The organism is Jatrophihabitans sp. GAS493 (genome assembly GCF_900230215.1).
Lineage (GTDB): Bacteria > Actinomycetota > Actinomycetes > Mycobacteriales > Jatrophihabitantaceae > MT45.
On record NZ_LT907982.1, the window covers coordinates 4,472,731 to 4,499,530 of the forward strand.

Annotated in this window: 19 protein-coding genes; 10 read left to right on the top strand and 9 right to left on the bottom strand. The window is 66.9% G+C overall.

Features of this window, described 5'->3' with window-relative positions; genetic code table 11:
* Positions 1–11: 11 nt before the first annotated feature.
* Both CPH63_RS22480 and CPH63_RS20480 read left to right on the top strand, forming a co-directional pair.
* Positions 12–197, top strand: coding sequence for a hypothetical protein (locus CPH63_RS22480; RefSeq protein WP_157749682.1), 186 nt, complete (start codon positions 12–14; stop codon positions 195–197).
* Between the two features lie 29 nt (positions 198–226).
* Entirely contained in the window at positions 227–610 is a 384-nt protein-coding gene (locus CPH63_RS20480) for a VOC family protein (protein ID WP_096304596.1), read from the top strand.
* A gap of 38 nt (positions 611–648) precedes the next feature.
* On the opposite strand, the gene CPH63_RS20485 is transcribed toward CPH63_RS20480, so the two are convergent.
* The gene (locus CPH63_RS20485; protein ID WP_096304597.1) at positions 649–939 is read right to left on the bottom strand and encodes a hypothetical protein; all 291 of its coding nucleotides are present in this window, start codon (positions 937–939) and stop codon (positions 649–651) included.
* A 152-nt stretch (positions 940–1,091) separates the two neighbouring features.
* Positions 1,092–1,982: a crotonase/enoyl-CoA hydratase family protein gene (locus CPH63_RS20490; RefSeq protein ID WP_096304598.1), complete on the bottom strand. Its 891-nt coding sequence runs from the start codon at positions 1,980–1,982 to the stop codon at positions 1,092–1,094.
* Positions 1,983–2,200: 218 nt separating this feature from the next.
* Here CPH63_RS20490 and CPH63_RS20495 point away from each other — a divergent pair, with 218 nt between their 5' ends.
* From CPH63_RS20495 to CPH63_RS20515, 5 genes are read left to right on the top strand one after another with little or no spacing between them, the layout of a single operon-like run.
* Positions 2,201–2,749: a hypothetical protein gene (locus CPH63_RS20495; RefSeq protein WP_096304599.1), complete on the top strand. Its 549-nt coding sequence runs from the start codon at positions 2,201–2,203 to the stop codon at positions 2,747–2,749.
* Positions 2,750–2,795: 46 nt separating this feature from the next.
* Entirely contained in the window at positions 2,796–3,965 is a 1,170-nt protein-coding gene (locus CPH63_RS20500; protein ID WP_096304600.1) for a DUF4331 family protein, read from the top strand.
* Positions 3,966–3,967: 2 nt separating this feature from the next.
* Entirely contained in the window at positions 3,968–5,329 is a 1,362-nt protein-coding gene (locus CPH63_RS20505) for a Dyp-type peroxidase (protein WP_096304601.1), read from the top strand.
* Positions 5,330–5,355: 26 nt separating this feature from the next.
* Positions 5,356–6,219: an enoyl-CoA hydratase/isomerase family protein gene (locus CPH63_RS20510; RefSeq protein WP_157749683.1), complete on the top strand. Its 864-nt coding sequence runs from the start codon at positions 5,356–5,358 to the stop codon at positions 6,217–6,219.
* A gap of 46 nt (positions 6,220–6,265) precedes the next feature.
* Positions 6,266–7,345, top strand: coding sequence for a sulfite oxidase (locus tag CPH63_RS20515; protein ID WP_096304603.1), 1,080 nt, complete (start codon positions 6,266–6,268; stop codon positions 7,343–7,345).
* 1 nt (position 7,346) lies between these two features.
* Here the strand turns inward: CPH63_RS20515 and CPH63_RS22645 are convergent, their stop codons facing one another.
* Together CPH63_RS22645 and CPH63_RS20550 are read right to left on the bottom strand one after the other, a co-directional pair.
* Positions 7,347–12,527: a PKD domain-containing protein gene (locus CPH63_RS22645; protein WP_172892250.1), complete on the bottom strand. Its 5,181-nt coding sequence runs from the start codon at positions 12,525–12,527 to the stop codon at positions 7,347–7,349.
* A 137-nt stretch (positions 12,528–12,664) separates the two neighbouring features.
* A complete protein-coding gene (locus CPH63_RS20550) occupies positions 12,665–13,393 on the bottom strand; it encodes a TetR/AcrR family transcriptional regulator (protein ID WP_096304604.1) in 729 nt (242 codons plus the stop codon).
* A 112-nt stretch (positions 13,394–13,505) separates the two neighbouring features.
* On the opposite strand from CPH63_RS20550, the gene CPH63_RS20555 reads away from it, so the two are divergent.
* Complete coding sequence (locus tag CPH63_RS20555) at positions 13,506–14,003, top strand: cupin domain-containing protein (RefSeq protein WP_197704474.1); 498 nt, start codon at positions 13,506–13,508, stop codon at positions 14,001–14,003.
* 47 nt (positions 14,004–14,050) lie between these two features.
* On the opposite strand, the gene rox is transcribed toward CPH63_RS20555, so the two are convergent.
* Both rox and CPH63_RS20565 read right to left on the bottom strand, forming a co-directional pair.
* Positions 14,051–15,511: a rifampin monooxygenase gene (gene rox, locus CPH63_RS20560; protein WP_096304605.1), complete on the bottom strand. Its 1,461-nt coding sequence runs from the start codon at positions 15,509–15,511 to the stop codon at positions 14,051–14,053.
* 131 nt (positions 15,512–15,642) lie between these two features.
* On the bottom strand, positions 15,643–16,443 hold the full coding sequence (locus CPH63_RS20565; protein WP_096305323.1) for an alpha/beta hydrolase: 801 nt from the start codon (positions 16,441–16,443) through the stop codon (positions 15,643–15,645).
* Between the two features lie 208 nt (positions 16,444–16,651).
* Between CPH63_RS20565 and CPH63_RS20570 the strand changes: the two genes are divergently transcribed.
* Positions 16,652–17,449 carry an alpha/beta fold hydrolase gene (locus tag CPH63_RS20570; protein ID WP_241895748.1) on the top strand — a complete coding sequence of 266 codons (798 nt, stop codon included), beginning with the start codon at positions 16,652–16,654 and terminating at the stop codon, positions 17,447–17,449.
* Between the two features lie 64 nt (positions 17,450–17,513).
* A complete protein-coding gene (locus tag CPH63_RS20575; protein WP_096305324.1) occupies positions 17,514–18,425 on the top strand; it encodes an NADP-dependent oxidoreductase in 912 nt (303 codons plus the stop codon).
* Positions 18,426–18,438: 13 nt separating this feature from the next.
* Here the strand turns inward: CPH63_RS20575 and CPH63_RS20580 are convergent, their stop codons facing one another.
* The 3 genes from CPH63_RS20580 to CPH63_RS20590 all read right to left on the bottom strand — a co-directional run bounded on the left by CPH63_RS20580 (position 18,439) and on the right by CPH63_RS20590 (position 26,616).
* Entirely contained in the window at positions 18,439–21,195 is a 2,757-nt protein-coding gene (locus CPH63_RS20580) for a LuxR family transcriptional regulator (protein WP_096304607.1), read from the bottom strand.
* Between the two features lie 139 nt (positions 21,196–21,334).
* The gene (locus tag CPH63_RS20585; protein ID WP_096304608.1) at positions 21,335–24,067 is read right to left on the bottom strand and encodes an AAA family ATPase; all 2,733 of its coding nucleotides are present in this window, start codon (positions 24,065–24,067) and stop codon (positions 21,335–21,337) included.
* The gene (locus CPH63_RS20590; RefSeq protein WP_172892251.1) at positions 24,064–26,616 is read right to left on the bottom strand and encodes an AAA family ATPase; all 2,553 of its coding nucleotides are present in this window, start codon (positions 26,614–26,616) and stop codon (positions 24,064–24,066) included. The genes CPH63_RS20585 and CPH63_RS20590 overlap by 4 nt, the downstream gene beginning before the upstream one ends.
* Between the last annotated feature and the right edge of the window lie 184 nt (positions 26,617–26,800).

Consider the following 26,800-nt stretch of genomic DNA (forward strand, 5'->3'; position numbering starts at 1 on the left):
AATCAACGTGCATGACGAACCTTCGCCGGTGGCGCCACCGGGTAACCCGGGCCTACCAGTTGAGCTGCGCCCGCCAGGATGCGCGCAGCCGCAACATGGTCACGCCGCTCGGCGTCTGGGCTTGCCAGCACTGCCCGCACGTAAGTCTCACGCTCTTCGCCTTCCGAACCCACATCTCGAGTCTGCACACCGCGTAGTCGGCTCCATCCCGGTCCATACTGAGAGCATGCTCCGTGACAGCCGCGCGTTCAGCGGATTCTCCGTCGACGACATCCGCGCCGCCAAGGCGTTCTACGCCGACGTCCTCGGCCTGGACGTGACCGAAGAACACTGCATGCTGACCCTTCACCTCAACGGCGAACGGCCAACATTCGTCTACCCGAAGGACGGCCACGTGCCGGCGACCTACACGATCCTGAATTTTCCGGTCGAGAACATCGATACCGCCGTGGACGAGCTGACAGCGCGGGGAGTCGAGTTCGTCCGCTACCCGGATCTGCCGCAGGACGAGAAGGGTGTGGCCCGCGGGCTGGCCCATAACCGGGGCCCCGACATCGCCTGGTTCACCGATCCGGCCGGCAACATCTTCTCCGTGCTCCAAGAAGCCTGAACCTCACGGCCGGCACCCGAACCCGCGTCGGGAGGGGGTCAGGCGTACACGTCGACCGTTGCATCGCTGGCCGCTACCGACCCTGAAGCTGAGTTGGGCGCGGCGCTCGCCGGCGTCTGGGTGCTGGCCGGCTTCGTCGCGTCCGGCAGCTTGGCCTGCTGCTGTGCGGCGGCGATCTGGGCGTTGTCCAGGGCCACCTTGGCCTCGTCCGCGGCGATGATCTTGGAGTCGGCCTTGGCCTTGACATCGGCCGTGAGCGTCTTCTGGTCCGCCTTGAGCTGAGCCTGCAGCGCGGCCAGAGCTGATGAAGAAGCACTACTGACATTCATAGGTTGCCAATTCCCTTCCACAGCGTCGGAGCGTTCACTGCACCCATCGACCAGGCGCCGGCGATCGGAAGCGAACCGGCCCGATTTGGGCCGATACTTAACTCGCTACCAGGTTGGCTGAGGTTGGCCGAGGTTGGCTGATGTTGGCCGAGCTAGCTGCCGGAGGAGGTCCACTCCTCGAAGAACGGCGGCAGTTGCGAGGCAGTCGAAGTGAAGGCCGGCGGGCGTTTGCCGCGGAATGCGGCCACGCCCTCCTTGCCGTCGCCGATGCTCGTGTAGAACATCGCGAGCGACTCGATTCGATGCGCTTCAATCGGCAACGGCTGTGCACTGTTGCGGTACATCATCTGGCGAATCAGGGCCGTACCCACCGCCGACCGGTTGTCGGTGAAGGAGTGGGCCAGGGCGTAGGCAGCATCGAGCAGCTCATCGTCGGGGTACACCTGCTTGACCAGCCCAGCGGTAGCGGCGGCCTGCGCCCCGATGATCTCCGCGCTGAACGCCCACTCCAGTGCCTGTGAGATTCCGACGATTCGCGGTAGGAACCAGCTCGAGCAGGCCTCGGTGACGATGCCCAGGCGGCCGAAGACGAAACCGATCCGAGCCGACGCCGACGCCAGCCGAACATCCATCGCCAGCGTCATCGTCGCCCCGATGCCAACTGCGGGGCCGTTGATGGCAGCGATTACCGGCTTCGTGCAGGCGAAGATGGCCAGAGTCACGCGGCCGCCGGTGTCGCGCACCCCCGCGGCGATCGCGGGGTCGTCAAACCGGTCTCCGAGGTCCGCCAGCGACGGCTCGAGACTCTCGTCCAGGCCGAAGACGTTCCCCTCGGCTGAGAGGTCCATCCCGGCGCAGAAGGCTCGTCCCGAACCGGTGACGACGATCGCCGCGACGTCGTCATCGCTGCTGGCTCGGATAAATGCCGCCTCGAGCTCATTGGCCATCGTCGGCGTGAACGAATTCAGCTGATCGGGACGGTTTAGACGGATGGTGAGGACGCCATCGGCGACGAGGTATTCGATGGTTTCGTAGCTGGTCATGTCTGCTAGTTCATCACACGCCCGCTTGCCCCCACCGCCGCCCGACCAGCGCGAGCTCGGCTCCTTTCACCCCGTGAGGATGACTTGATCATCGGTGACGCTGCGATGCTTGAGCGATGAGCGCTGAAGCTGCGGCTGTGAACGCGCGAACAACCCCCGCCGGCTCCTCAGATCAGCATCGCGGAGCGACCAGACCTCCGACTAGTTAGGACGGATCGATGTCCGATTCAGTGACGCACTCGCCCCGACCAGGGGTCAGCGTCGGCAGCACGAGTGAGTTCAGCCTGTTTTTCCACGTGAAGCCCGGTCAGGGGGCCGCTCTGCGCACGGCGTTGCTCGACCTGCAGCAGACCCCTGGGTACCGTCCGGGAGACTACGGGATGGCGGTCGGGACGATTCATGAGGCGAGGTTCGTTCTCTTCGACGACGACACACGCCTGGCCTTCGTGACAAGCTTCGACGGCCCGTGGGACGCCTACATGGAGGACTTCTTCACCTCTGGTCCGACGCTGGAGCTCTTCGACGTCATCTTCAAGCACACCGAGGGCTACGACGGCCTGCCTGATCTGACGGCGTTGAAAGCCTTCATCCTGAGTGCCCAGCAGACTGCGGGTGCGTATGCGCGCAACTACGGCGGCACGGTGCACGAGATCCGCAAGGCCCAGCGTGTCAACGCAGCGTTCCAGCAGGTGCTCGACCAGCCGGGGGCGGCCGAAGCACTCCAGCATCCGGCGCTGAAGGCGCTGCTGGAAGAGGCTGCGGACTAGCCCGCAGCGTCTTCAAAACAGCGGCGATCGGGTACGGAGGACAGCTATGTCGGATCACATCTCAGGGCCCCGCGCCCTGGCGGAGCCAATCGCCGACATCACTGATTTCTATGCCTTTCCGAGTCCGCAGCGGCCCGGCCACCTCGTCCTGGTGATGAACACGATGCCCTTCGCGGGACCGTCCGACGTCCTCTCTGACGGCCTGGTTTACCGCTTTCGGCTGCGCCCGCTCACCGCGACGGCGGCCGACCAGCCTGACCAGACTCACTTTCAAGCGCCCTTCCAGGCCGGTGCGCCGGAGTACGTGTTCGACTGTGTCTTCTCGCCGGCATCCGGCGGTGCCACGACCGGCGGTGCCGCTACCGGCGATGTCACCCAGGACGGCGAGTGCTCCACTCCTGACGGCCAGAGAGTCTCGTTCCGCACGAATGACCCGGACGGCGGCTCGGGCTCCGGGGTTCGGGTCTTCGCGGGTCCACGCTGGGATCCCTTCATCATGGACGCGCGGGCGGCGGTGCAGACGATCGCATCGGAGAAGCTCGCGTTCACCGACTCCGGCTCGATCTTCCTCGACGGCAAGAACGTCCTCAGTCTCGTGGTCGAGATCGACTGCGGACTGCTGGGCGGCGACGCGACTCTGGTCGGCGTGGTCGCGGAGACCCGAACCCGCGGCGCGGTCAGCGTCCGGCTGGAGCGCGTCGGGCGCCCTGAGGTGAAGAACATGCTGCTGGCACCGAAGCAGTTCGACCCGGTCAACCGCGATCTCGAGATCCGCGACCTCTACAACATGGAGGACGCGTTCCATCTCGGCGGGTCTTACGCCGGGGCGTACCGGGCCCGGTTGAACGCGAATCTGGCCTTCTGGGATGGTCTCGACGGGAAGGTCGACTGGCCTCTGAACGACGCCGGAAGCCATCCGTTGACCGAACTCGTGCTCAGCGACTTCCTCGTCGTCGACGTCACGAAGCCCTATCTGGAGCGGGGTTCCTTTCTCGAGGTCGAGTTGGCGGCTCGGCGGGGCGTGCCGCACACGACCTGTGGCGGTCGCGCGCTGAACGACGATGTGATGGACACGCTCTTCACCCAGTGGGTGAACGCCGGCACCGGGCCCACCATCAGCGACGGAGTCGACCAGGCGAGCCGGCCGGCGTCCCGCACCTTCCCCTACCTCGCGGCGCCCAACCCGGACCCGCCTGAGCGCCCCGAGCATCTCTAACCATGGAGCAAGCAGTGGACGTGACCGACGGGGAGCCGACCCCGCTCGACCTCGACGACATCCAGTGGGGGGCGCTGAATGAACGACCATCGCCTTATGTCGGAAGCTACCTGCTACTACGCATCGACGACCCGGTCGCCGGTCGCGAACTCGTCCGCCGGCTGGCGCGGTTCGTCGATAGCGGACCACCGGCCACCGATCCGTCCAGCGGTGCGTGGCTGACGGTCGCCTTCAGCTATCAGGGCCTGAAGGCGCTGGGTGTCCCGCCGGAGTCGCTCGACAGCTTCGCACCCGAGTTTCGGGAGGGTATGAAGGCGCGAGCGGCCGAACTGGGCGACGTCGGCGAGAGCAGTCCGGAAAACTGGGAAGCACCGCTCGGGAGCAGCGACGTGCATGTCGCTTTGGCTGCCCTCTCCCCCGACCGCGCATCCCTGGAGGCCATCCTCGAGAAGGCGCGCAACGCCCATCAGGAACTCCCCGGCGTACAGCTGATCTGGCAGCAGGACTGCTACCAACTTCCCACCGGCCGGACCTCCTTCGGGTTCAAGGACGGGATCGGCCAGCCCTCCGTCGAAGGCAGCGGGCGACCGGCGTCGAACCCGAAGGAGAAACCGCTGAAGGCCGGCGAGATCATCCTGGGCTACCCCGACGAGACCGGCGAACTGGCGCCGATGCCCACTCCGGACGTGCTCGGCCGAAACGGCACCTACGTCGTCTTCCGCAAGCTCCACACTCGGGTCGCGGCGTACCGGCAATACCTGCGGGCCAACGCGGCCAGCCGTCAGGAGGAGGCGCTGCTCGGGGCGAAGCTGCTCGGCCGTTGGCCCAGCGGCGCCCCACTCGCGGTCTCCCCGGAGCGAGACGACCCCGAGCTCGGAGGCGACCCCGGTCGCAACAACGATTTCCTCTACGGTGACGACCGGCGCGGATTCAAATGTCCGGCCGGCGCTCATGCGCGACGCGCGAATCCGCGGGACTCCCTCGATGATCAGGGCAGCGTGGACGTTCGCCTGCATCGCATGATCCGGCGGGGAACCAGCTACGGGTCGATGCTTCCCGAGGGCGTCCTGGAAGACGACGGTGTGGATCGCGGCATCATGTTCATCTTCGCCGGGGCGCACCTCAAACGGCAGTTCGAGTTCGTCAAGACCCAGTGGCTGAACGACGGCATCTTCCTCGGCGCCCCGCAGGAGAAGGATCCGCTCGTCGGCGCGAATGACGGCAGCGGCACCTTCACCATTCCGCAGCGGCCGATCCGTCGACGGCTGCAGCAACTGCCTCCCTTCGTCGTCACCCGGGGTGGCGAGTACTGCTTCGCTCCTGGCATACGGGGACTTAAGTGGTTGGCCGAACTCGACTCATGACGAGCCGTCGAGACGCAGGAGGAGACATGGAGATCAGCCCAGGTACGGATCGGTGGCAGTCGCTCGACTTCGGCCCACCGCCCTCCGACCTCGCCGAACCCGACTCATCGGTGCTGCTGAACTACGGCCCCGATGAGCGAATCGCGGTGATCACCCTGAACCGGCCGAACGCGGACAACGCCATCACAACCGAGATGGGGGCCCGGCTGACCGAGGTCCTGGAGACGATCGCCGTGCAGACGGCGGTGCGGGTGGTGATCCTCACTGGTGCCGGTGACCGGGCCTTCTCCGTCGGCAGTGATCTGCGCCAGCGCCACAACATGACCAAAGAGGACTGGCTTCGCCAGCGACAGGACTTCGACCGCACCCTGTACACGCTGCGGCAACTCCGCAAGCCGATCTTCGCCGCCGTGAACGGCATCGCCTACGGTGGCGGGTCGGAACTGGCGCAGAGCACCGACTTCATCATCGCCTCGGAGAACGCGACCTTCGGCCAGCCGGAGGCGATGATCGGCCTGGCGGCCGGCGGCGGGTCACCGGCGCTGCTGCCCCGGCTGCTGCCCCCGGGGAAGGCTCTGCAGATGCTGCTGACCGGTGACCCGATCACCGCGCAGGAGGCGCATCGGCTCGGCATGGTCAACGAGATCCACCCTCAGCCCCAGTTGATGGATGCGGCGACCCGGATCGCCGAGAAGATCGCCAGCAATTCACCGACCGCGGCGCAGGCGGTCAAGCGGGCCGTGCAGCTGGGCGAGGGGCAGCCGCTCGAGCAGGCCATCGCGATCATGATGGAGTCCCACTGGCGCTCGGCCGTGCACCCGGACCGGGTCGAGGGCATCAGCGCGTTCAACGAGAACCGCGACCCGACCTTCCGGGACTCCGACTACTGATGCGGTAGCCGCCCGGCTCACGCAGCGAACCCCTAGGAGGCAATGAATGACAATCGCAGACGAGCTCGACCCGGGCCGCGCCTCGCTCCAGATGATCAACCCGGATCCGTTCAACGCCGAGGCACCGCCGGACGCCCTGACCGGAGCGATCACCCCGAACGAGTTCCATTACGTCCGCAGCAACTTCGACGTGCCGGCGCACGACGGCACGCTTGAGATCGGCGGGGCGGTCGACAACCCGCTGACGCTGACCGTGGCGGATCTGCGGGCGCTGCCTGCGGTCGATCGGGCGGTCACGCTCGAGTGCGCGGGCAATGGGCGTCTGGCGATGAAGCCACTGCCCGCCGGTGAACCCTGGGGCGACTATGCCGTCTCGACCGCGCGCTGGACCGGCGCGCTGCTACACGAGGTGCTGGCCCTGGCGCGCCCGACCACCGCCGGCGTCGACGTCCGCTTCGAGGGTGCCGATCACGGCACCTACCACCTCCGCCCGATCCTCCCCGATTCCGACCGGGACAACATGACCTTCGTTCGGGCGCTGCCACTGTCGCACGTCGTCGATCCGGCGGCCGAGATCCTCATCGCCTACGAGATGAACGGTAAGCCGCTGCCACCCGATCACGGGGCCCCGTTCCGCATCGTCGTGCCGCACTGGTACGCCGTCGCGTCGGTCAAGTGGCTCAAACGCATCGATGTACTGACCGAGCCCTACCAGGGTGAGTTCCAGACCGGTCATTACATGTACCAGTGGTCGGATAGACCCGATGAGCCCGTCACGCTGATGCGGGTGCGCTCGCGCATTACCGACCCGGCTCCCGGATCGGTGGTCGATCGAGGGACCTACACAGTGCGCGGGAAGGCCTGGTCGGGGACCGGGCCGGTGACGGCGGTCGAGGTGAGCCTCACCGGCGATGGCGACTGGCTTCCGGCCGAGCTCGAGCCACCCAAAGGCCCGTACCAGTGGCAGGACTGGACCTTCAATTGGGCCGCCAAGGACGTCGGACGCCACACCCTGCGGGCTCGGGCAACTGACGCGGCCGGCAACGTCCAGCCCCACCTCCCGCCGTGGAACCGCCTCGGCTACGGCAGCAACGCGATCGAAGTGATCTTCATCGACGTCAAATAGGTCATCTCGGTGCCGCTGAGGGAGGGATCTCGACCGCCACCATCGTCCACCGATCGTCGTGGATGCCGTTGGTGGTAAGTGTGCTCGTGGCGGCGGTGGTCGGCTCCTCCATCGTCTGGGTCCAGAACGAGTCGCGAATCCGCCCGTCCACGAAAGTGTGCACCAGAGACTGACCGGGCGGTGGCGTCGGCCGCTGCGAGTGCGTCCAGTCATGGCCGACGGCCCAGACCAGCGAACCGCAGGTCGGCGTGCTCAGGGTGTCCGTCGGTGTTCCGGTGGTTCCCGCGGCCGCCGCGGTCGTGCCGATGCTGGCGGCGGAGTGCGCGAATGAGGCGAGCGTGATCATGCCGTCGAACCCGGCGTTGGCCAACTGCGCCACAACCCTGACGTTCTTCAGTTTCGTCGGCGCGTAGGCCTGCCAAACCTCGGTCGTGCCCCAGGTGGAGTTGGAGCGCGTGGCCAGCGTCCAGGTCAGTCCCCCGCCGCTCACCCTGGTGATCTGCTGGTTCGGCGCCCGCGGCCCGTCGGCGGCGACGAACGCCAGAATCAACTCGTTGGGTTCATTCGTGCTGAATGGATCGGAGCGCAACTTCCGCGCGGCGGTCCGCTGATCGGTCGATGCCGTCGTGTCGAGAGTCGGCGCGGTGTTCGCACAGCTCGTCGACGCCGGGTTCACCGCTATCGTGACTGTCGCCGCCGAGCTGGTCAGCTGGCCGTCATTCGCCGTGAAAGTAAAGGAATCGGTGCCGGAGTAGCCCGGCGCCGGTGTGTAGATGACACTCGGCCCGGCGCCGGTCAGGCTGCCATGCAGCGGCCCGCTGGTGACGCTGTATGTGAGCTGATCATCGTCTGGATCGGTCGCGGAGAGAGTGATTGGCAGCGCGCCTCCGGCGGTCACCGTGACGGACTGCCCGGTCGCCGTCGGGGCGTGATTCACGGGTGTGGGATTCGGTGTCGGTGTCGTTGTCGGCGTGGGAGTCGGTGTCGGTGTCGGTGTGGGAGTCGGTGTCGGCGTGGGAGTCGGTGTCGGTGTCGGTGTGGGAGTCGGTGTCGGTGTGGGAGTCGGCGTGGGAGTCGGTGTCGGTGTGGGAGTCGGTGTCGGTGTCGGTGTGGGAGTCGGTGTCGGCGTCGGAGTCGGCGTCGGAGTCGGAGTCGGCGTCGGAGTCGGCGTCGGAGTCGGCGTCGGAGTCGGAGTCGGCGTCGGAGTCGGCGTCGGAGTCGGCGTCGGCGTCGGCGTCGGTGTCGGCGTCGGTGTGGGAGTCGGTGTCGGTGCTGCGGTGACCGTGACCGCCGCGCTCGGCCCGGAGGGTGTGACGGTGAGGGCACCGGCGTTCGCGTCGTCCGAGCTGGAGTACGTGCCCGGAACCTGTGAGGCCTTGACGGTGAACCGTTCGGTGCCCGCGGTCACCGCATCCAGTACGAAGGGCCCGCTCCAGGTGAGAGTCCTCCCAGCCACCTCCGGATCGTTGCTGGTGAGTCCGGACGACGTGCCGCTCTGATAGCTGAACCCGGCCGGCAACGTCACCGAGACGCTATTGACGCTTGTCGAGGTCCGGGCCTGATTCGAGATGCTCGCCGTGTACTGCAACGCCGCTCCCGCGACCACCGTGTCGGTTGAGGCAGACAGGCTGGCCGACAGCGTTCCCACCGGACGCACCGCGCCGTGCATCGTGTACACGACGTCGTTGAAGTCCCGGTCGCCACCGCCGTAGAGATCCTCGAAACCGAACTCGGTCAGCTGACCAGCCGCGTTGCTGTACCCCTCCATGTGATCGGTGCTGTCCGAGTTGGCCGAGGTGATCGAGAAGAACGCCTGGTTCTGCCAGCTCGGAATTGCCGGTAGGTCGGTCAGTGAAGCGGAGACGATGAAGAACGCGAGGTACGTCCCGGCCGGATAAGGCACCGTGACGTTCGGGCTGAAGGCATTCGATCCGCCCGGGAAGATCGTCTGCGACCGGCTCAGGACCCCGTCGTACCAGGCCTTCGTCCCCGGCCGAGCACCGTCGATCGTGCCAAGTGCATCGTCCACATTGAAGGCGACTAACTCGTTACTGTTGCTCGCGTCGCGGTCGATCCAATCGAAGGTGACGTCCACCGCGCCGGAGCCGGTGACCTGCCAGGTCTGCACATCGGGCAGGCGGGTGTAGGCGCGACACTGAGGTACCAAGGGATCGTTCACGTCGTCCTGGTCGCCGCAGAACGGTAACTGCAGGTCGGCGGCGTCAGTGGCGTCGAGGGTGATGGTTGTGGTGTCCGAATGACCCGCCGTATCGGTCACGGTCAGGGTCCCGGTGAGCGCTCCCGGTGTCGACAGCAGGTGCGAGGTGGTTGCCGCCGTGCTCGTGAACCCGTCGCTCAGGCTCCACCGGTAGCTGACGATCGTGCCGCTGGCGGCGATGGAATCGCTCGCGTCCAGCGTTGATCCCATCGGCACGAAGCCGTGGGCCGGGTCGACGTGAGCGACCGCGGTCGGATAGCCATCGCGGTGCACCACCGTGATTCCGACGACTTCAGTCACCGGTTCGCTGTTGCCGTCACTGACGTCGTAGGTGAAACTCGTGCTCCCCTCGAAACCGGCGTCGGGGGTGAAGATGCAGGTCCCGTCAGCCGCGCAGTTGGCGGTGCCGGACTGGGCGGCGCCGTTGCCGGTGACGGTCAACGGGTCACCATCAGGATCGACGTCGTTCTCCAGCACCGGAATCGTCACCGCAGTGCCCTTGTCGGTCGTGACGTTCTCAGGCTCCGGCTGGGGTTGGTGGTTGGCGGCCGGGTACACGGTCACGACCAGCTTGTCGGTCCCGGTCGCACCGTGGTCATCGGTGGCAGTCACGGTCAGCTGATACTGCCCCGGTTTCTGATAGGTGTGGTTCACCGTCGTACCGGTCGCGGTGCCACCGTCGCCGAACGTCCAGGCGACGGCCTCCACGCTGGAATCGGGATCATTCGCGTTGGCCGAGAACGGCATCTCCAGCTGGGCGATGCCCGTCGTGGTGTTGCCGGCCAGACTAACGGTCGGCGGCAGATTCCCCTTTGTGGTAACGGCGATAATGGTGCTGGCCATCGCGCTGCGACCGTGCTCGTCGCTCACCGTGACGGTCGCGATGAACTGCCCCACCTTCGTGTAGGTGTGGCTGGCTGTGGCCCCACTGCCGGTGGCACCATCACCGAAGTCCCATTCGTAAGAGGTGATCGTGCCGTCCTCGTCGATGGAGGACGACGCGTCGAACAGCACGAAGAGTGGTCCGTCACCGCTCTGGGTGGAGGCGGACAGACCAGCGCTCGGACCGACGAAGGCGGAGGCCCCGACGTGGACCACAACTTGTGCGGTGGCAGTCGCGCCGGCCGGATCGGCAATCGTGTAAGTGAAGACGTCGGTGCCGGTCACCGATCCCGGGGTGTAGACGCAGGTTGCCGCTCCACAGGTGACGGGGCCTCCCGAGCCGTCGGTCGAGGAGACGATTCGCAGCGTGTCGCCGTCGGGGTCGGAGTCATTGCCCAGCACGTCGATCGTCACTGCGTGATTGCTCGTCGTCGACACGTCATCGCGGACCGCGACCGGCGCCCGGTTGGGCTTGGGACCGACGGCGATCAACTGATTGCTTGAGTTGGACCGGGTGGCCTCGGAGACGGTGTGGGTGACTGGGTAGTAGCCGTCGTCTGTGAAGGTGTGAATCACGGAGGCGCCCGACGCGGTCTCGCCGTCGCCGAAATCCCAGTCGCGGGACACGATGCTATCGCCGTCGGTCGAAGCCCCGGTCGATTGGAAGTTGTAGGTTCGGCCGCTGACCAGGGTCGCGGTGAAACCCGCGGTCGGGGGGACGTCGAGACGCCCGGCCTCGACCAGGGCGCTCGTCGCGAAGGCTTGAATCGGATCGATCTCGGTTTCGAGCTGGTCGGCCAGCGTGCGCAACGCCTCAGGGAAGGGCTCGGTCGCTCCGGCCGCGCCGATGTCCTGGCCGAAGTGGGTGCGGATCGCCGCGATCTGGGTGTCGGTGTAGCCGAAGGAATGGAAGTTGGCCGTCTCGGCGGCGGTGAACCCACTGGCGGTGATCCGTTGGTAGAGCGTGTTCAGATCGTCGAACTCACTCGGCTCGATGGCCGGCTTGGAGAGCTCGGGGTCAGCCGCGGCGACGTCGGCGTAGGCCCGCAGCCGCTGTGCGCTGGTCTCCAACTCGCGGGCCAGATCGGTGCCGAACTGCCCGGTGGCGTTCAGTTGCCGGCGCTGGCCGGCTACGTTATCGGCGGCCTCGGCGCCCTGGAAACGTTCATAGCCATGCAGCATCGCGATACCGAATGCCCTTTGCCTATCAACTGATTGCAGCAGATCGTTCAGGGTGGACGGGCTACTTGACGGAATGGTCGCGAAGACCGGCGCAGCCACCGCGGCGAAGCCCGCGTCCGGCGGATCGTTGGCGATGTCCTGGTACATCTTCGCCGTCTGGCAGGAGAGATCCTTGAGAATGTCCAGTGCCTTGTTGATGTTGGCGGTGAATGGATCCTCGATGGTGAAGGCGACTCCGAACCCGATGCCGGTGACGACAGTTCCCACGAACGGAAGGTCGGTGTAGACGACCTTCGGAGCCTTGATGTCCTTGGAGAATCCGCGCATGCCAGTTGCTTTGCCGGCGACCTTCTCGAGCAGTCCGTTGATCGTGCACATGCCGTTCATGTCGAAATTCAATTGCGCGGCGGCGGCCTTCGCGTCGGCCACGACGCTGTCAGCGAGCGCGGTCGAGCAGGTGTCCCCACAAGATTCGACGGAGAAGACCTCACTCGCTTCGAGCGGAACGTCCTGGCTGTTCTCGACGCCGATCCGGAACTGCCCGATCGGTAGGTACGGTCCCTGAAGCAGGTCCCACTGGGTTCCGATGCCGATGAGGTGAGTGGCCCGCTTCCAGCCCGGTGCCGGCGAATCACAACTCCAGTCATCGCCGGTGGCGGCAATAACGCAGGCCCGTCCGCCCGCGGTGTCGGATCGGACGTAGACGAAGAGCGCGTTGTTGTCGGTGAAGTCGAGGGTCGGGTCGCCCCCCTCGTCGGAGGGGACCGGTCCGTACAGTCCGGCTGAGGACCGCGGCGCGTGCACCACCTGCGCGGTGAACATCGCGGCCACCAGCGAGAGACAGGTGATCACTGCCAGCGTGCGCTTGGATACGCAGACGTGCCTGTTCAGCAAGCGCATATGAAGTCCCCCGACCCTGGCGCATCCGCTATACGGTGGTCGCACGCTAACACCGGGACTTAACGTTGCCAAGGGTTAGTTAAGAATCTCCGACGAATCAGTTAAGACATAGACCGGGGTAATCGGTCTTCCGCGCTCTACCGGCCAGCCTTCTTCGGAGCAGAGGCCTTGGTCGGAGCAGTGGCCTTGGTCGGAGCGGCGGCCGTGTCGCGTTTCGTCGTGGTGGTCGGCCGGTAGTGGTGGTAGCCGAGGAACATGTCCACACCGCTGGTGATGAGAGCATCGGTCGTTGCCCGACTCAACGAATCGCCGTACGCACTGTGGACCAGGTGCGGGTACAGCACGAGCGCGTAGAGCTGAATACAGGCGAGCTCGATGTCGGGCATCTGCAGCCGACCCTGGTCGATGAGCCGCTGAAAGGTGGCCGCGAGTGCGGGCTGGGCTCGATCAGGTCCGTTCCCCCGCCAAGCCGCACCCAGTTCAGGGAATCGGCGCACCTCACTGACGACGAGATGGCGAAGGGCGAGCACGTCAGGCCTGGTCATGCCCTCTACCCACGCCTGCGCCGTCCAGATCAGACTCTCGCGCAGATCATCGGAACTATTTAGCCGGGCTTGTGTTCCGGCGACGGCACCCCCGAGCGCCTCGGAGAGCGCGTCGCCGATCACAGCCAGGAAGAGCCCCTCCTTGCTGCCGAAATGGTTATAGATAGTCACCTTGGAGACGCCGGCCTCGGCAGCGATGAGGTCGATGCCGGCTTCGAAACCGTCCCGGATGAAGACGTCGTGCGCGGCTTGCACGATCGCCTGTCGCTTTCGCTCGGCGCGGTCACCGGCTGGAATCCGCGGTACGGCCTGCCTCGTCATGGCCCGAATCTACCAGGAAAATGAACTGTACCGTTGAGTTCATCTGAACTATAAAGTACAGTTCAGATGTGGCGGCGGGAGAGCCCGCTGCCCCGGCGAAAGGGACACCGAGATGACCCGGACTATCACCACTCAGCGGGCGGGAATGGCCACGCCCTTCGGCCTTGACACACTGGCGCTACCCATTCACACCGCGGCCCAGAGCTGGATTCCCACCGGTGACGGAAAGTCGTTCAAACCATTGCGCTTCGATGCTGACGGCTGGTCAGAACTGATGCGCCTGGAACCAGGAACCATCGTCAACCGGCACCGTCACACCGGGGACGTGCACGCCTTCAACCTCGTCGGCACGAGAAGGATCCTGAACACCGATGAACTCATCGGCCCCGGCGACTACGTCTACGAACCGACCGGCAATGTCGATTCGTGGCAAGCGGTGGGCGACACCCACTGCATTGTGCACATCAAGATCACCGGCGCGGTGGAGTACCTCGACGCCGACGGAGCCGTGATTGGCGGCGCCGACTCCGCCTCCCAATACCGCTTGTATCTCGACTGGTGCCGTGACCATGGCGTCGACCCCTTGCCGCAGCTATGCCGTGGGGTATAGCTGTGCGCACGCTATCAACCAGCGGTCTGTGAAGTCTCTCTAATGGTCTAGGCAGCGCCGCCGAACCAGAGGCGCAACTGCCGGCTCAGGTCCTGCTGGTCGGCGCCGGTCCAGACCACGTGTCCATCGGGTCGCAGCAGCACGGCCGGCTGCTCCAACTCGTCGCTGACGTCGACGACGTGGTCGACCCGGTCCGCCCAACCCCCAGCCGAGAGCCCTCCGGTCTGATCGAGCAGCAGGCCGCGACCGCGGTGCATCAGCTGGTAGAGGCGACCGCGAGACAGCGCGATATCGCGCAGCCGCCGGCCGACGAGCCGCTGACCGGGACCGGTTCCGGCACCGGCACCGGCACCGGCACCGGCACCGAAGTCGTAGCGCACACCGATCGCGGTGACCTTCTCGATCAGGTGCCGGTTCACGTCATCGAACTCCATCAGGTCGCTGAGTAGCCGACGTACCGCCTGCGGTCCGGGTTCCGGGTCGATCAATTCGGACTGGGCCCGGGTGGTGTTCAGCACGTCGGCGGCGACCGGGCGACGCTCGGCCGGGTAGCTGTCCAGCAGCGCCGGCGGAGCCCAGCCGTTCACCTCGGCGGCCAGCTTCCAGCCGAGGTTGAACGCGTCCTGGATACCGAGGTTGAGCCCCTGCCCGCCCAGCGGCGGGTGGACGTGCGCCGCGTCGCCGGCCAGGAACACCCGGCCGCTGCGGTACCGCTCGGCCAGCCGCGTCGCGTCGGTGAACCGGGAGAGCCAGCGTGGGGAGTGCACACCGAAGTCGGTGCCCGCGTAAGCCCGAAGCTGCGTCTTGAACTCGGCCAACGTCGGTTCCGACGTGCGATCCTCGGCTACGCTCGCGGCCGGCACGACGGCCCGGTAGAGCCCATCTCCGGCCGGCCCGACACCGAAACCCCGGTGAATCTTGCGGACTTCATCCACGACTGACGCCAACTCCGCGGGCGGGGTCGTCACCTCCAACTCCGCGAGCAGCCACTCCGTTCGAGCGGGTTCACCCGGAAACTCAACACCGAGCAGTCGACGCACCAAGCTACGGCCACCATCGCAGCCGACGAGCCACCGCGAGCGCAGCCGCTGTCCATCGGCCAACTCGACCGTCACCGCGTCCTCGTCCTGCTCGAAGCCGGTCACCTCCTGGCCGCGTCGGATATTAGCGCCGAGTTCTACCGCACGGTCAGCCAGCAGGCGATCGGTAACCGGCTGGGGAATTCCGAGGATGTATCCGTGCGCGGTGTCCAGGTGCGCCGGCCACGGCTTGTCGATCCCGGCGAATCGGGTCGCGCCCGGATACTGCCGACCCTGGGCCAGGAACCGATCCAGCAGCCCGCGCTGACCCATGATCTCGACGCTGCGCGGATGCAGCCCCAGCGAGCGGACCAGTTCCGTCGGTTCGGCATCCCGCTCCAGCACCAGCACGTCCACGTCGTGCAGGCGCAGTTCACTGGCCAGCATCATCCCGGTCGGGCCGCCCCCGCTGATGATCACGTCCGGCATGAAACCCCCAGAACACCCGTCGCCATTGACAGTTCCCGATGGTACGGACGACCACGCACCTCGGGCCGAAGGTCGGCCGGCGAACCGGCGCTTACAGGCGCTTACAGGCGCTTACAGGCGCTTACAGGCGCTTACAGGCGCTGCTCCCCCAGCCAGGTCAGGCAGGCAGTAGCGACCTCACGCCACCCGCCGTCGATGGTCAGCGAGTGGCCCCGACCTTCGAACTCCACCAGTTCGGTGACCGCGGCCGAATGCCGGTACTGCTTCAATGTGGACTTCGTGATCGCCTCGGGAACAGTGTGGTCCTGACCGCCCATGATCAGCAGGAGCGGGCCGCGCTTCTCATTGCCCGTCTCCACCTTGGCCGGCGAGTGCAGCGAGAAGTTCGCGGCGGCCGCCTCGAATAGTGGCCGCCCCGGCGCGGCGATCACCCACTTTTCATAGAGCGCGTCTGACTCCTCCTCGGTGAGGGCGTTGCCGAAGCTGTAGCGAAACTGCTCAGCGGAGAGGGTGACGGCCTTGTGCTTGTTGGCCGGATTCTTGAAGACCGGCAGCGTCGAGCGCAGCGCCGACAGCGGCAGCGGAAGCACCCCCTTGATCTGGGCGGCGTCGATGGCGATCGCGGCCGCCGCGTAGTCCTCGCCGAGTAGTTTCTCGGCGATCATGCCTCCGAAGGAGTGTCCGATGAGGATCGGCTTCTCTTCGAGTTGATCGATGAACGCGCGGTAGTGGGCGGTCACGTCCTCGATGCCGAAGTTGGCGACGCTGTCAGGGGTGGCTCGAGTCTCGGCGACGGTGACCTGATCGCCCGGCCAGCCCGGCGCACTAGGCCGGTAGCCAGAATCGGCGAATAGTTGCACCCAGGGGTCCCACGCGGCGCTGTGCAGCCAGAGGCCGTGGATGAAGACGACAGGAGTTGCCGAGTCGGTCATGAGCGAGTCCAATCCGAATTTGTCTGCACTTACGAAGGAATCCTCTTCGAGACCGGGTCGGAGCGCTTGCGTCAGGTGACTGAAGTCGGAGCGGGGAGTGACGGCCTAGCGTCAATCCCCATAGCGAAGTTCGCCGCCCCGGGCGGTCCCCCCAATGGAGAGAAGAACTCAAATGCCTGAAAAGAAGCCACTTCACCATCGACGACGGTTGACCACACTCGCACTTGGCGTAGCCACGGCCGCCGGGCTGGTTGCGTTGACCACCGGCGGCGCCGACGCCCATCCCACCCCACGCAAGCCCAAGCCGACCGTCGTCCTGGTTCACGGGGCCTGGGCCGACAGCTCCAGTTGGGACGGTGTGGTGGGACGCCTGCAGTCTGACGGGTACGAGGTCGATGTCTTCCCGACCCCCCTTCGCAGTCTCACCGATGATGCGGCCTACCTGCGCGTCTACCTCACCGCGATCAGCGGCCCAATCGTGCTCGTGGGTCACTCCTACGGGGGCGCGGTGATCACCGACGCCGCCACCGGCAACGGAAACGTCAAGGAATTGGTGTACATCGACGCCTTCGCACCCGACGAGGGGCAGGCGGTGAACCAACTCGTCGGGGCGACCTCGGTCGTGGCAAACCCCGATCCGACCAAGGTGTTCTCCTTCGTCCCGGCGACATCGCCGAATCCCGATCTTTACGTACTGCCCAGCGTTTTCGTAAGCTCGGTGGCCAATGATCTGCCGGCCCGGCAGGCGAGAGTATTGGCCGCAACGCAACGGCCGATCGCCGCCGATGCGCTGAAGACGGCGTCGACGACACCTGCGTGGCGCAGCATTCCGTCCTGGTACGAGGTCGGCACCATCGACAAGGTCATTCCACCCGAAGCCCAACTCGCGATGGCGGCGACCGCCCACTCTCACGTCGTGAAGGTCCGGAGCTCGCACCTGCCGATGATCTCGCAGCCCAAGGCGGTCACCCGCACGATTGAGGCGGCGGCCGCCAGCCTCGACTAGGCAATCAGAGGGCAATCAAAGGGCAACCGAGAACGAGAGCCAAAGGAGACGAGAGATGCCGACCATGCAAGCGATCCGAGCGCACTCGCGGGGAGGGGCTGAGAATCTTCACCTGGAGTCCGCACCGGTACCGGAGCCGCAGGATGACGAGGTACTCATCGCCGTCCACGCCACGGCGATCACCTACGACGAGCTGCTGTGGGACGAGTCGTGGACACGCAACGGCATTGACCGAACGCCGATCATCCCGTCGCATGAGGTCTCCGGAACGGTGGCCGGCATCGGAGCAGCCGTCTTCGACTTGGCGGTTGGAGACGACGTCTACGGCTTGATCGAGTTCGACCGGGACGGCGCCGCGGCGCAGTACGTCACCGTCCCGGCGGCTGATCTGGCCCGGAAGCCGGCCAGCATCGACCACGTGCAATCCGCGGCACTTCCGTTGGCTGCGCTCACCGCGTGGCAGGCGTTGGTCGACCACGCGAAGCTCGTGGTCGGTGAGTCGGTGCTCGTCACCGGAGGGGCCGGTGGCGTCGGGGCCTACGTCGTGCAGCTCGCGCACCACTTCGGCGCCCAGGTGAGCGCCACCATCAGCAATGGTGACGCAGACGAGTACGTCTGGGAGCTGGGTGCCGATGAGGTGTTCGTCCTGGAGGCGCTGGGCACCTTCGACGTCGTCATCGACACCGTGGGCGGCGCCGCGCTGGCGGCGGCCTACTCCCACCTGCGGGACGGCGGCCGGCTGATCACGCTCTCGGCGCCCCCGGCGCCAGAGCTGAAGCAAGGGCGCAATGTACGGGATGAGTTCTTCGTCGTCCGCCCGAACCGCGCGCAGCTGGAGAAGATCGCCGCCCTCGTCGACGCCGGAACGCTGAAGTCGCTCGTCGGCGAGACCTTCCCGTTGGCCGAGACGGCCACCGCCTATGCCGATCGCGGCCGCCACGGTGGCCCGGGTAAGACAGTGCTCATTGTTCGGTGATCTGAGCCCGGCTCTACCGGCTGTCGCTGTGGAGATACAGCTCGTCCAGCCGCGCAGCGATCTGCCCACGGGTTGAGATCCCGAGCTTGGGAAAGATCCGATAAAGGTGGGAACTCACGGTGCGGGGTGAGATATAGAGCTGCTGACCGATCTCTCGATTGCTCATCCCTTGCGAAGCGAGGCGAGCCACCTTCGACTCCTGCACCGACAGCAGGCTATGCGGCGACCCCGTATTACTGCCCGGCTCGTCGGCAGCGCCTGAGGCCTCCAACTCATCGAGCGCCTCCGCCGCCCATTTCACAGCGCCCAGCCGCTGAAGGGTCGTCAACGCCGACCGCAGCGGCTCACGCGACTGGCTCACGCGTTGTTGGCGTCGCAGCCATCGACCGTATGCCAGTTGAACGCGGGCCCGCTGCCACGGCAGGCTGGCCGCCTCTGAGGCCAGGCAGGCCAAGAACAGCTTCTCCGCCGTGTCGTCGGACGCGAGCACTGCTCGGCCGTAGGCGAGGTGCATCTGCAACAGCGGCGATCCGCTGCGATCAGCGACCAGCTGCAGATCATCGAGCATCTTTCGAGCCTGAGCCTGCTGCCCGGTGTGAGCTGCCGCCTCAGCGAGGTAGGAGACCGCGTCGAACTGCTCACGGAAATGATGGCTGGGATCCATCGGGTCGAAGACCCGCCGTAGGGCTGCGTAGGTCTCCCCATGCTTGTCGGCCGAGATACCGACAATCCCCCGCACGATCTGCGCTCGAGCCAGATAGCGGCTTCCGCTGCGGGCGGCCGGCGAGTGTTCGGTATCGGAGACGAGTTCCAAGGCGGCGGCGGTCTCTCCGCGCAGAGCCGCGATCTTCGCGGTCGTCGCCATGGCGGCAGCCCGATGGCTCACCGACATCGACGCTACCGACAGCCGCGCGAACTCGGCCAATGCCGCGGCGGCGCGATCCCAGTCGCCGACCTCGAGCTGCAGATCCGCCACCACACAGAGCGCACGGGCCAGCGGCCCCAAGAGGCCTCGCTCCCGCAGTAAGACCTCGGCCCGGTCGAGGAACCTCACCGCCGCGGTGTAGTCCCCGACGGCCCGGGCGGCCACGGCGTAGGCGCTCAGCTCCTCCCCGTCGGTGATCCCCCGCTCGTCGACGGCCTCCAGCGCCGAAATCACTTCCCGGCCGTGGGCCACCGGATCGGCCAGCGCGAGGACGGCGACGCACCGTGCCTCACTAGACCCCCGCCACAGGCCCTGGGCCAGGGAGATCATGTCGGCGAGCGCGGGCGCCTCGACCGGGGCCGCGCACCGGCGCCGGACGGCCGCGTCAGCCAGCTCGACGGCCAACGAACGCTCCCCCTCGGCGGTAGCGCGGCGAGCCAGGGCGCAGAGATGAGTGACCCTCAAGCTGTCCGTGATCACGACGCCGCCGACGTTCTCGTGCAGCAGCTCCGCGCGAACACGGTCGAACTCCGACAGTTCGCTGTTGACGACGCCCTGCAGCAACCGATCCACCTCGTCCGGACGGCCGAGGCGTGCGGCCTGCCGAGCGGCCAGAAGCAGCCGGCGACCGCGCTCGGCCGGCGACACACTCAACTGCGCAGCTCGCTCCAGCGCCAGGATGGCCGCTCCGGCCCGCCCGCTCTTGATGCTGGCGGCGGTTGTCGCCTCGAGCTCAGCGGCGATCACGTCGTCGTAGCTGGATGTCCCGAAGGCCCGGTGCCACGCTCGCCGAAGAGAACTGACAGTGATAACCGCACCTAGGGCTCGGTGGGCGGACTGCCGACGGCTGATCGACTCCTTCTGCACCACCGCCGCCTTCACCAGCGGGTGGCTGAAAATCACCTGATTCTCATCAAACGAGAGCAGGCCGAGCTGCTGCGCGGGCTCTAGAACCTCGGGGCCGACGCGCCCGCCGCTCATCCGCGCAGTGGCCGCCAGGATCTCCGGCAGGCTGGCGTCGGAGGCGACCGCCGCGACCAGCAGCACGTCCCGTCCGCTCTGCGGTAGCTCGTGATGGCGTCCGGCGAAGGCCCGCTCCAGCTGCGGGCTCAGCGAAATGCGGGCCGGGATCGGGCAATCCTTGGTGGTCAGAGTGGGAGGCGCTGCGGCGAGTTCGATCAACGCGAGTGGGTTGCCCCTCGCGAGGTCGGCTACCGCCTGGCGTTGGCCGGGGTCAAGTCCGGGGGCAAGGCGAGTGAGCAGTCGATGCGCCTCGGCAACATCCAGACGGTTCAGGCGCAATTCGCGGAATCCGTCGCCCAATTCGCGCAGCTGCGGTAGCGATGTGGCGGCCGCCACGAAGACGACCCGGGTACCCAGCCGGCGGGCGACGAACGCGAGAACGTGACGGGTCTGCTCGTCGAGCCACTGAACGTCATCCGCGATGATCACCAACGGATGTCGCGCGGACATTTGGCTAAGCAGATTCACCGTAGCGATCGAGACGACGAACCGATCACCGGCTGCGCCATCGTGCATACCGAAGGCGTCGAGCAGAGCGCGACGTTGAACGTCGGGCAACGTTGCCGTCGAGGCGAGTATCGGACGTAGCAACCGGTGCAATCCGGCGAACGGCAGCTGCCGCTCCGCTTCACTGCCGACGGTGCGCAGCAGCGGGTACCCGGCGTCCTGGGCCAGCGCGGCGACCGCGGTCAGGCAGGCGGTCTTACCGATGCCGGCCTCGCCGACGAGCAGAATCGCGTCGCCGCGCTCACCGGCCGCCGAGACCGCTTCGAAGAGGTCGGCCAGCACCCGGTCACGGCCCACCAGTTCGTGGGTACGCATCGGCCTCCCATCACGCCGCAACGTTCGCTGCTTCCAGGCGGATCTCCGACCGGCCGGCAGCCCAGACGTCGGGGCCTCTCTGATTGAGACTACGGCTCAGGCGGCGGTTGGACATCAGTAATGTGACTGTGCAGAGTTCCTACTCGGCAATGCGATCGGCGAGCTGGGCCCGCGACGTGATACCCAGCTTGGGGAAGATGCGATACAGGTGAGAACCGATCGTGCGCGGCGACAGATAGAGCTGCTCTCCGATCTCTCGGTTCGACAGTCCATCGGCGGCGAGTCGGGCGATCTGCATCTCCTGCGCCGTGAGTCTCGCCGCCGACGTCTCGACAGCCACCGCCTGAGTCCGTTCGCCGGCCGCGCGCAGGCCCTCACGAGCCTGCCTCCCCCACTCAACAGCGCCGATGGCATCGAAGGTCGCGACGGCTGACCGAAGCGGAACCCGCGATTCGACCAGCCGGCGGTTACGTCTGAGCCAGGTTCCGTAGGCGAGTTCGATCCGGGCTCTGGGCCAGGGCCAGCGCGTCAAATCCTGCCGCAGCCCGTCGAGGAAGAGCTGCTCGGCATGCGCGTTGTCGGCCAGCAGCGGCCTCGCGTAGAGCAGGTGGACATCGAGAATCGGCGAAGGCGTCGTCACCACCAAACGCTCGAGGCACTCCACCAGATCGCGAGCCTCGTCCTCCTCGCCGCAGCCGACCGCAGCCTCGACGAGGAACATCACGGCACTTAACTGTTCGCGGGGGTGATAGCAGCGCTGCGCGGGATCGAACATGGGCACGAGAGCGCGATAGGCATCGGCGTGACGTCCGGACGAGAGGTGGGCGATGCCACGAGAAAGCTGGACCAGGGATAGGAAGTCGCCCGCCGCCTGCCCCGCGCAGGCCGCCTCGATCTCGTCCGCCAAGCCCAGGGCGACGTCGATGTTGCCGGTGAGGCTCTCGAAGACCGCCCCAACGATGGCCGTTCCGGTGCGCCACGTCGACTGCCCGGTCTCCTGCGACAGTTGCCGCCCCTCGGCCAGACTCTCGCCGGCGCGCCGCCAGCTGCCGAGGTCCAGATACACCGCGGCCTGCACGGCCAGCAGGTGGGACAGCAGCCCGAGCTGCCCGCGCTCTCGTAGTTTGGACTCCACCCCGCCGAAGTAGTCCGCCGCCTGCGCCTCAGCACCGATGGCCCGAGCCGCCATGCCGAGCTGGCGCATCTGATGCACGTCCGAGAGGCCGAAGACGGTGGTTGCCTCCAGGCGGGCCAGCGTCGTGCGGACATGCCCGAGCGGGTCGGCGACCGCGACCGCGTAGGTGCGGCGGGCGTCGTCCCGGGTGCTCAACGTGGACGCGACACCGGCCACGTGTTCCCGATCGCCGGCGTCGCCGACGGCCCACCAACAGCGCAGCGCCGCGCTGGCGACGAGGTCGAAGGCCAGGTCGCTCTCGCCCATCGCCGCCGATCTGGTCGCCAGCGTGCACAGCTCACGCACCCGCGCGGAGTCGCCGAGAGTGCCCTCGCTGAACAACTCGCGCAACCATTCGGCCCGGACCCGGTCCAGTTCGGATAGGTCATTGAGTTCGGCCGCCTCGACGAGGCGGGTCACGAGGTCCGCGCGCCCCAGGCCGAAGGCGTGCTGGGCGGCCAGCAGCAGCCGCCGCGCCCGGGTACCCGAGGTGCTGGTCAACTCAGCCGAACGCTCCAATGCCGCGATCGCGCTCAGAACGGATCCTCGACCGATGCACTCGAGGTGGCTGGCGTCCAGGAGGTCCGCGACGGCGTCGTCCGGCGCCTCAACCGACTGCGCCCGGTGCCAGACCCGCCGATACTCCTCGGCGACGAGCACACCGCTCATCGCCGCGTGGGCCGCCTGACGGCGGGGCAACGGTTCCACGTGCAGCACAGCCGAGCGAACCAACGGATGCCGGAAGCGGAGGGTCACCTGATCGAATTCGACCAGTCGGGCCGCCGCCGCCGGCTCCACACTCTCCATCAGCACACCGTGGCCGCACAGCAGCGATGCCCCGGCCAGCACCTCGGCCAGATTCTCCTCGGCGTTCACGGCGGCAATCAGCAGCACATCACGGGTGATCGACGGCAAGTCGGTGATCCGTGAGGCGAAGGCCTGCTGCAGCCGAGTGGTCAGCGGAACGGTCGCCGACGCCGACGACAGGATGTCGACTCCCGCTGATCGCCAGACCGCCGGCAGTTCCACCAAGGCGAGCGGGTTTCCGCGCGCCTGGTCCAGCAACGCGCGCTGGTCGGCGATCGTGAGGCCATCGGCCACCCGCGCGAGGAGTTGCTGGGACGACGCGGTATCCAGTCCGTGGAGGTCGATCTCGAGCGAGCCGGCCGACGCCATCGCAACTGGGTGGCCGTCACGCACGCCGCAGATCATGATGACCGGGTCATCGCTGAGACGGCGTGAGATGAAGGCCAGCACGTCGTTGGTTGGGCCGTCCAGCCACTGCAGGTCGTCCACCACCACCACGAGCGGCTCAGACGCAGCCGCATCGACGATCAGCGTCAACGCGGCCAACGCGGTGAGGAAGAGCTCGGGAGGGGGGCCACCTCGCTCACCGAGGGCAGCCATCAGGGCCCGACGCTGGGCCGCCGGCAACGTTGCCGCGGCGGTCATCAGGGGTCGCAGCAGTTGGCCAAGACCGGCGAACGGCAGCATCGCCTCCGACTCGACGCCGGACGCCGAGAGTACGAGCGCCTCATTTTCCCGGGCGATCTCCGCGGCTACCCGAAGAATGCTCGACTTGCCCACGCCAGGTTGGCCCCGGACCAGGACCGCAGCGCCCTCGGCCTTGACGTTGGCGATGAGTCGGCGCAGGACGTCGAGTTCGGCGTCGCGTCCGATCAGCTCATGCGTGCTCATCTATCACCCCCGGCTGATCCGGGAGCTGCACCGTCGAGCCCCTGCAGTGCGAGTTTCGCGCGTCGGCTCCAGCGCGCCGCACCGATACGCTCGAAGGTCGCAAGGGCGGCGTCGAGATGAGCGACGGCATCGGTCGATCGGCCGACCTGGGCCAACCACCGGCCAAAGGCCAACTGCAGGCGCGATCGTATCCACGGCCAACGCGTCAAGTCCTGTGCCAATGCCTGCTCATAACGAGCTTCCCGCACCTCTTCCGGGGCGAGAACCGCCTGCGCATACAGCAGGTTGACCTTCAGCAGTGGCGATGGCGTGAGGACGGCCACCGTCTGCAACGTGCGCACGATCGCCCGCGCTTCATTCAACTCCCCGCAGTCCACAGCGGCCTCGGCCATCAGGGCGACCCCGGCGAATGACTCGCGCAGGTGGTAACCCGGATCGGCCGGATCGAATTGACGCTTCAAACAGGCGAAGGCTGCTGCGGGCTGCTCCGCGCTGAGCAGTGCCGCCCCCCGCGCCTGGTAGCCGAAACAGATCCGGTCGTTGATGCGCAGCCGCATCGCGTCTGACTCCGCATCGAGCATCGCCGCCAGCGCGCCTTCCCAATCACCTCGAAGCGCAGTTCCGCGGGCCTCGACGAGCACGTTGTTCTCGGCGAATAGTCCCTGTCCGGTCTCCTTCGAGATCGTGGCCACCTCCTTGCCGGCCGAGACCGCGCCGGACCAGTCACCGAGGTCCAGGCGGATACTCAGCTGGAGGGCGAGTACCACCGGAAGCATGCCCAGCCGGCCGTTGGCCCGGAAGAAATCCTCCGCCCGGTCAAGCAGGTCGGTCGTGCGGACGAAGTCGCCGACGGCGTAGGACGCCAAGGCATAGACGCGTAGCGAGTCCCCATCAGTCACATCCGCAAGCGCAACCGACTCCAGAACTCTGAGCACCTCAGACCCGCGCAACACCGGCTCAGCGATCGCGAGCGCGGCGAGATGCCGTGGGTCGTCGGCCGCGTGCGCGAGTTGATCGACTACCCGAACCACCTCGGCCTGGTCATCGGCGCCACTGTCGGCCCACCAGCAGCGCAGCGCCGCCGCCAGCAGGAGATTCAGGGCGAGGCCGGTGTCATCGAGCGCGCTGGCCCGCCGGGCGGCATCACACAATTGACGCACCAGCTTGGAGTTGGCCCGGATGTCACCGTTCAGTGCTTCGGTAAACCAGGCGACGCGCAGTTCGTCGAGCTCCGTCAGGTCCACACCGGAGGCTTCACGAAGCAGTCGGCCCACGACGTCGGGTCGTCCCGAGGCGAATGCATGCTCGGCGGCCACCATGAGCCAGCTACCCCGCCGGGCCGATGAGCTCGTCAGCTGAGCCGCGCGTTCGAGGCTCGAGACCGCGGACATCACGGCCCCTCTGCGTAGCGAGTCGGGCACGGTCGCCGCCAGCTCGGCGGCGACATCGTCGTCTGGGCCGACGATCGACCAGGCTCGGTGCCAGCTGCGCCGGTAACTGTCGGCAATAAGCACGTCGGCCACCGCAGCGTGCGCGGCGTGCCGTCTGGCCATCGTCTCCCGCTGGAGCACTCCCGACCGCACCAGCGGGTGCCGGAAATTGATGTGGGACCGATCGTTGATGAGCAGACCGGCGGCCACGGCCGGTTCGAAGAGCCCCCGAGAGGGGCTGGGCACTCCGAAGGCGGAGAGCGCCGCGAGGATCTCATCAGTGTCGCTGGACGATCCGATGGCCGCGATCAGCAACGAATCCCGGGTTGCCTGAGGCAGCTCCATGATCCGTCCGGCAAAGGCCTGTTCCAACCGGGTCGACACCGCGAGCGGATGACCGTCGGTCGGACGCCCGTCCCCCCAGGAACGCGGCAGTTCCAACAGTGCCAACGGGTTTCCCTGCGCCTCCTCCCGAATTCTGCGCAGATCGGTCGCGTTGATTCCGCCAGCATGTGAGCTCAACAGGCGTTCGGCCGTCACGTCATCGACACCGCTGACGCGCAACTGCGGAAAGCCGGCGTTGGGGAACGGGCCCGGATGTCCAGGGCGGATCGCGCCGACCAGAACCAGGCCGACCGTGACACTTCGGTGGGCCAGGAAGGTCAGAATCTGGTGGGACTGCGGGTCCAGCCACTGCACGTCGTCGACCACGATGATGACTGGTCCCTCCGCCCGCTCGCGGGTCAGCAACGCCAACGCGGCTTCGGCGATGAGGAAGAGGTCGGGGGTCGCACCGTCGGCCAGCCCGAGGGCAGCGGCGAGCGCAACACGCTGCCCCTCGGGAAGGTCGGTCAGGTGTCGCATGAGCGGAGTGAGCGTCTGATGCAGGCCGCCGAACGGCAGGTGCATCTCGCTGTCCATTCCCGCGGCCTGTAGGACGGTGAATCCGGTTTGCCGGGCCTCGGCCCGGGCTACGTCCAGCAGAGCCGACTTACCGATGCCCGGTTCACCGAGGACCACGAGGGCCGAGCCCTGCTCGACGCCGGCCGCGACCAACGCGGTCAGTACGCCGATCTCGCGCTCCCGCCCGAGGATCTGCCCGTCTCTCATGTCTGTCATCGAGCCGACACCGCCATCGCGAGCACGAGACCTCCTGAGCGGGAATGGAACGACCCTACTCTGACGCGGCATTTCAGCGCCTCGGTCAGATGACCTAAGTCAGCCGCCGGCAGTCATCTGACCGAAGCTCGGCGGACGTGGGCCGGCTTAGGTTCAGCTGGCGCTGGGGCTCGCCAAATCGCAT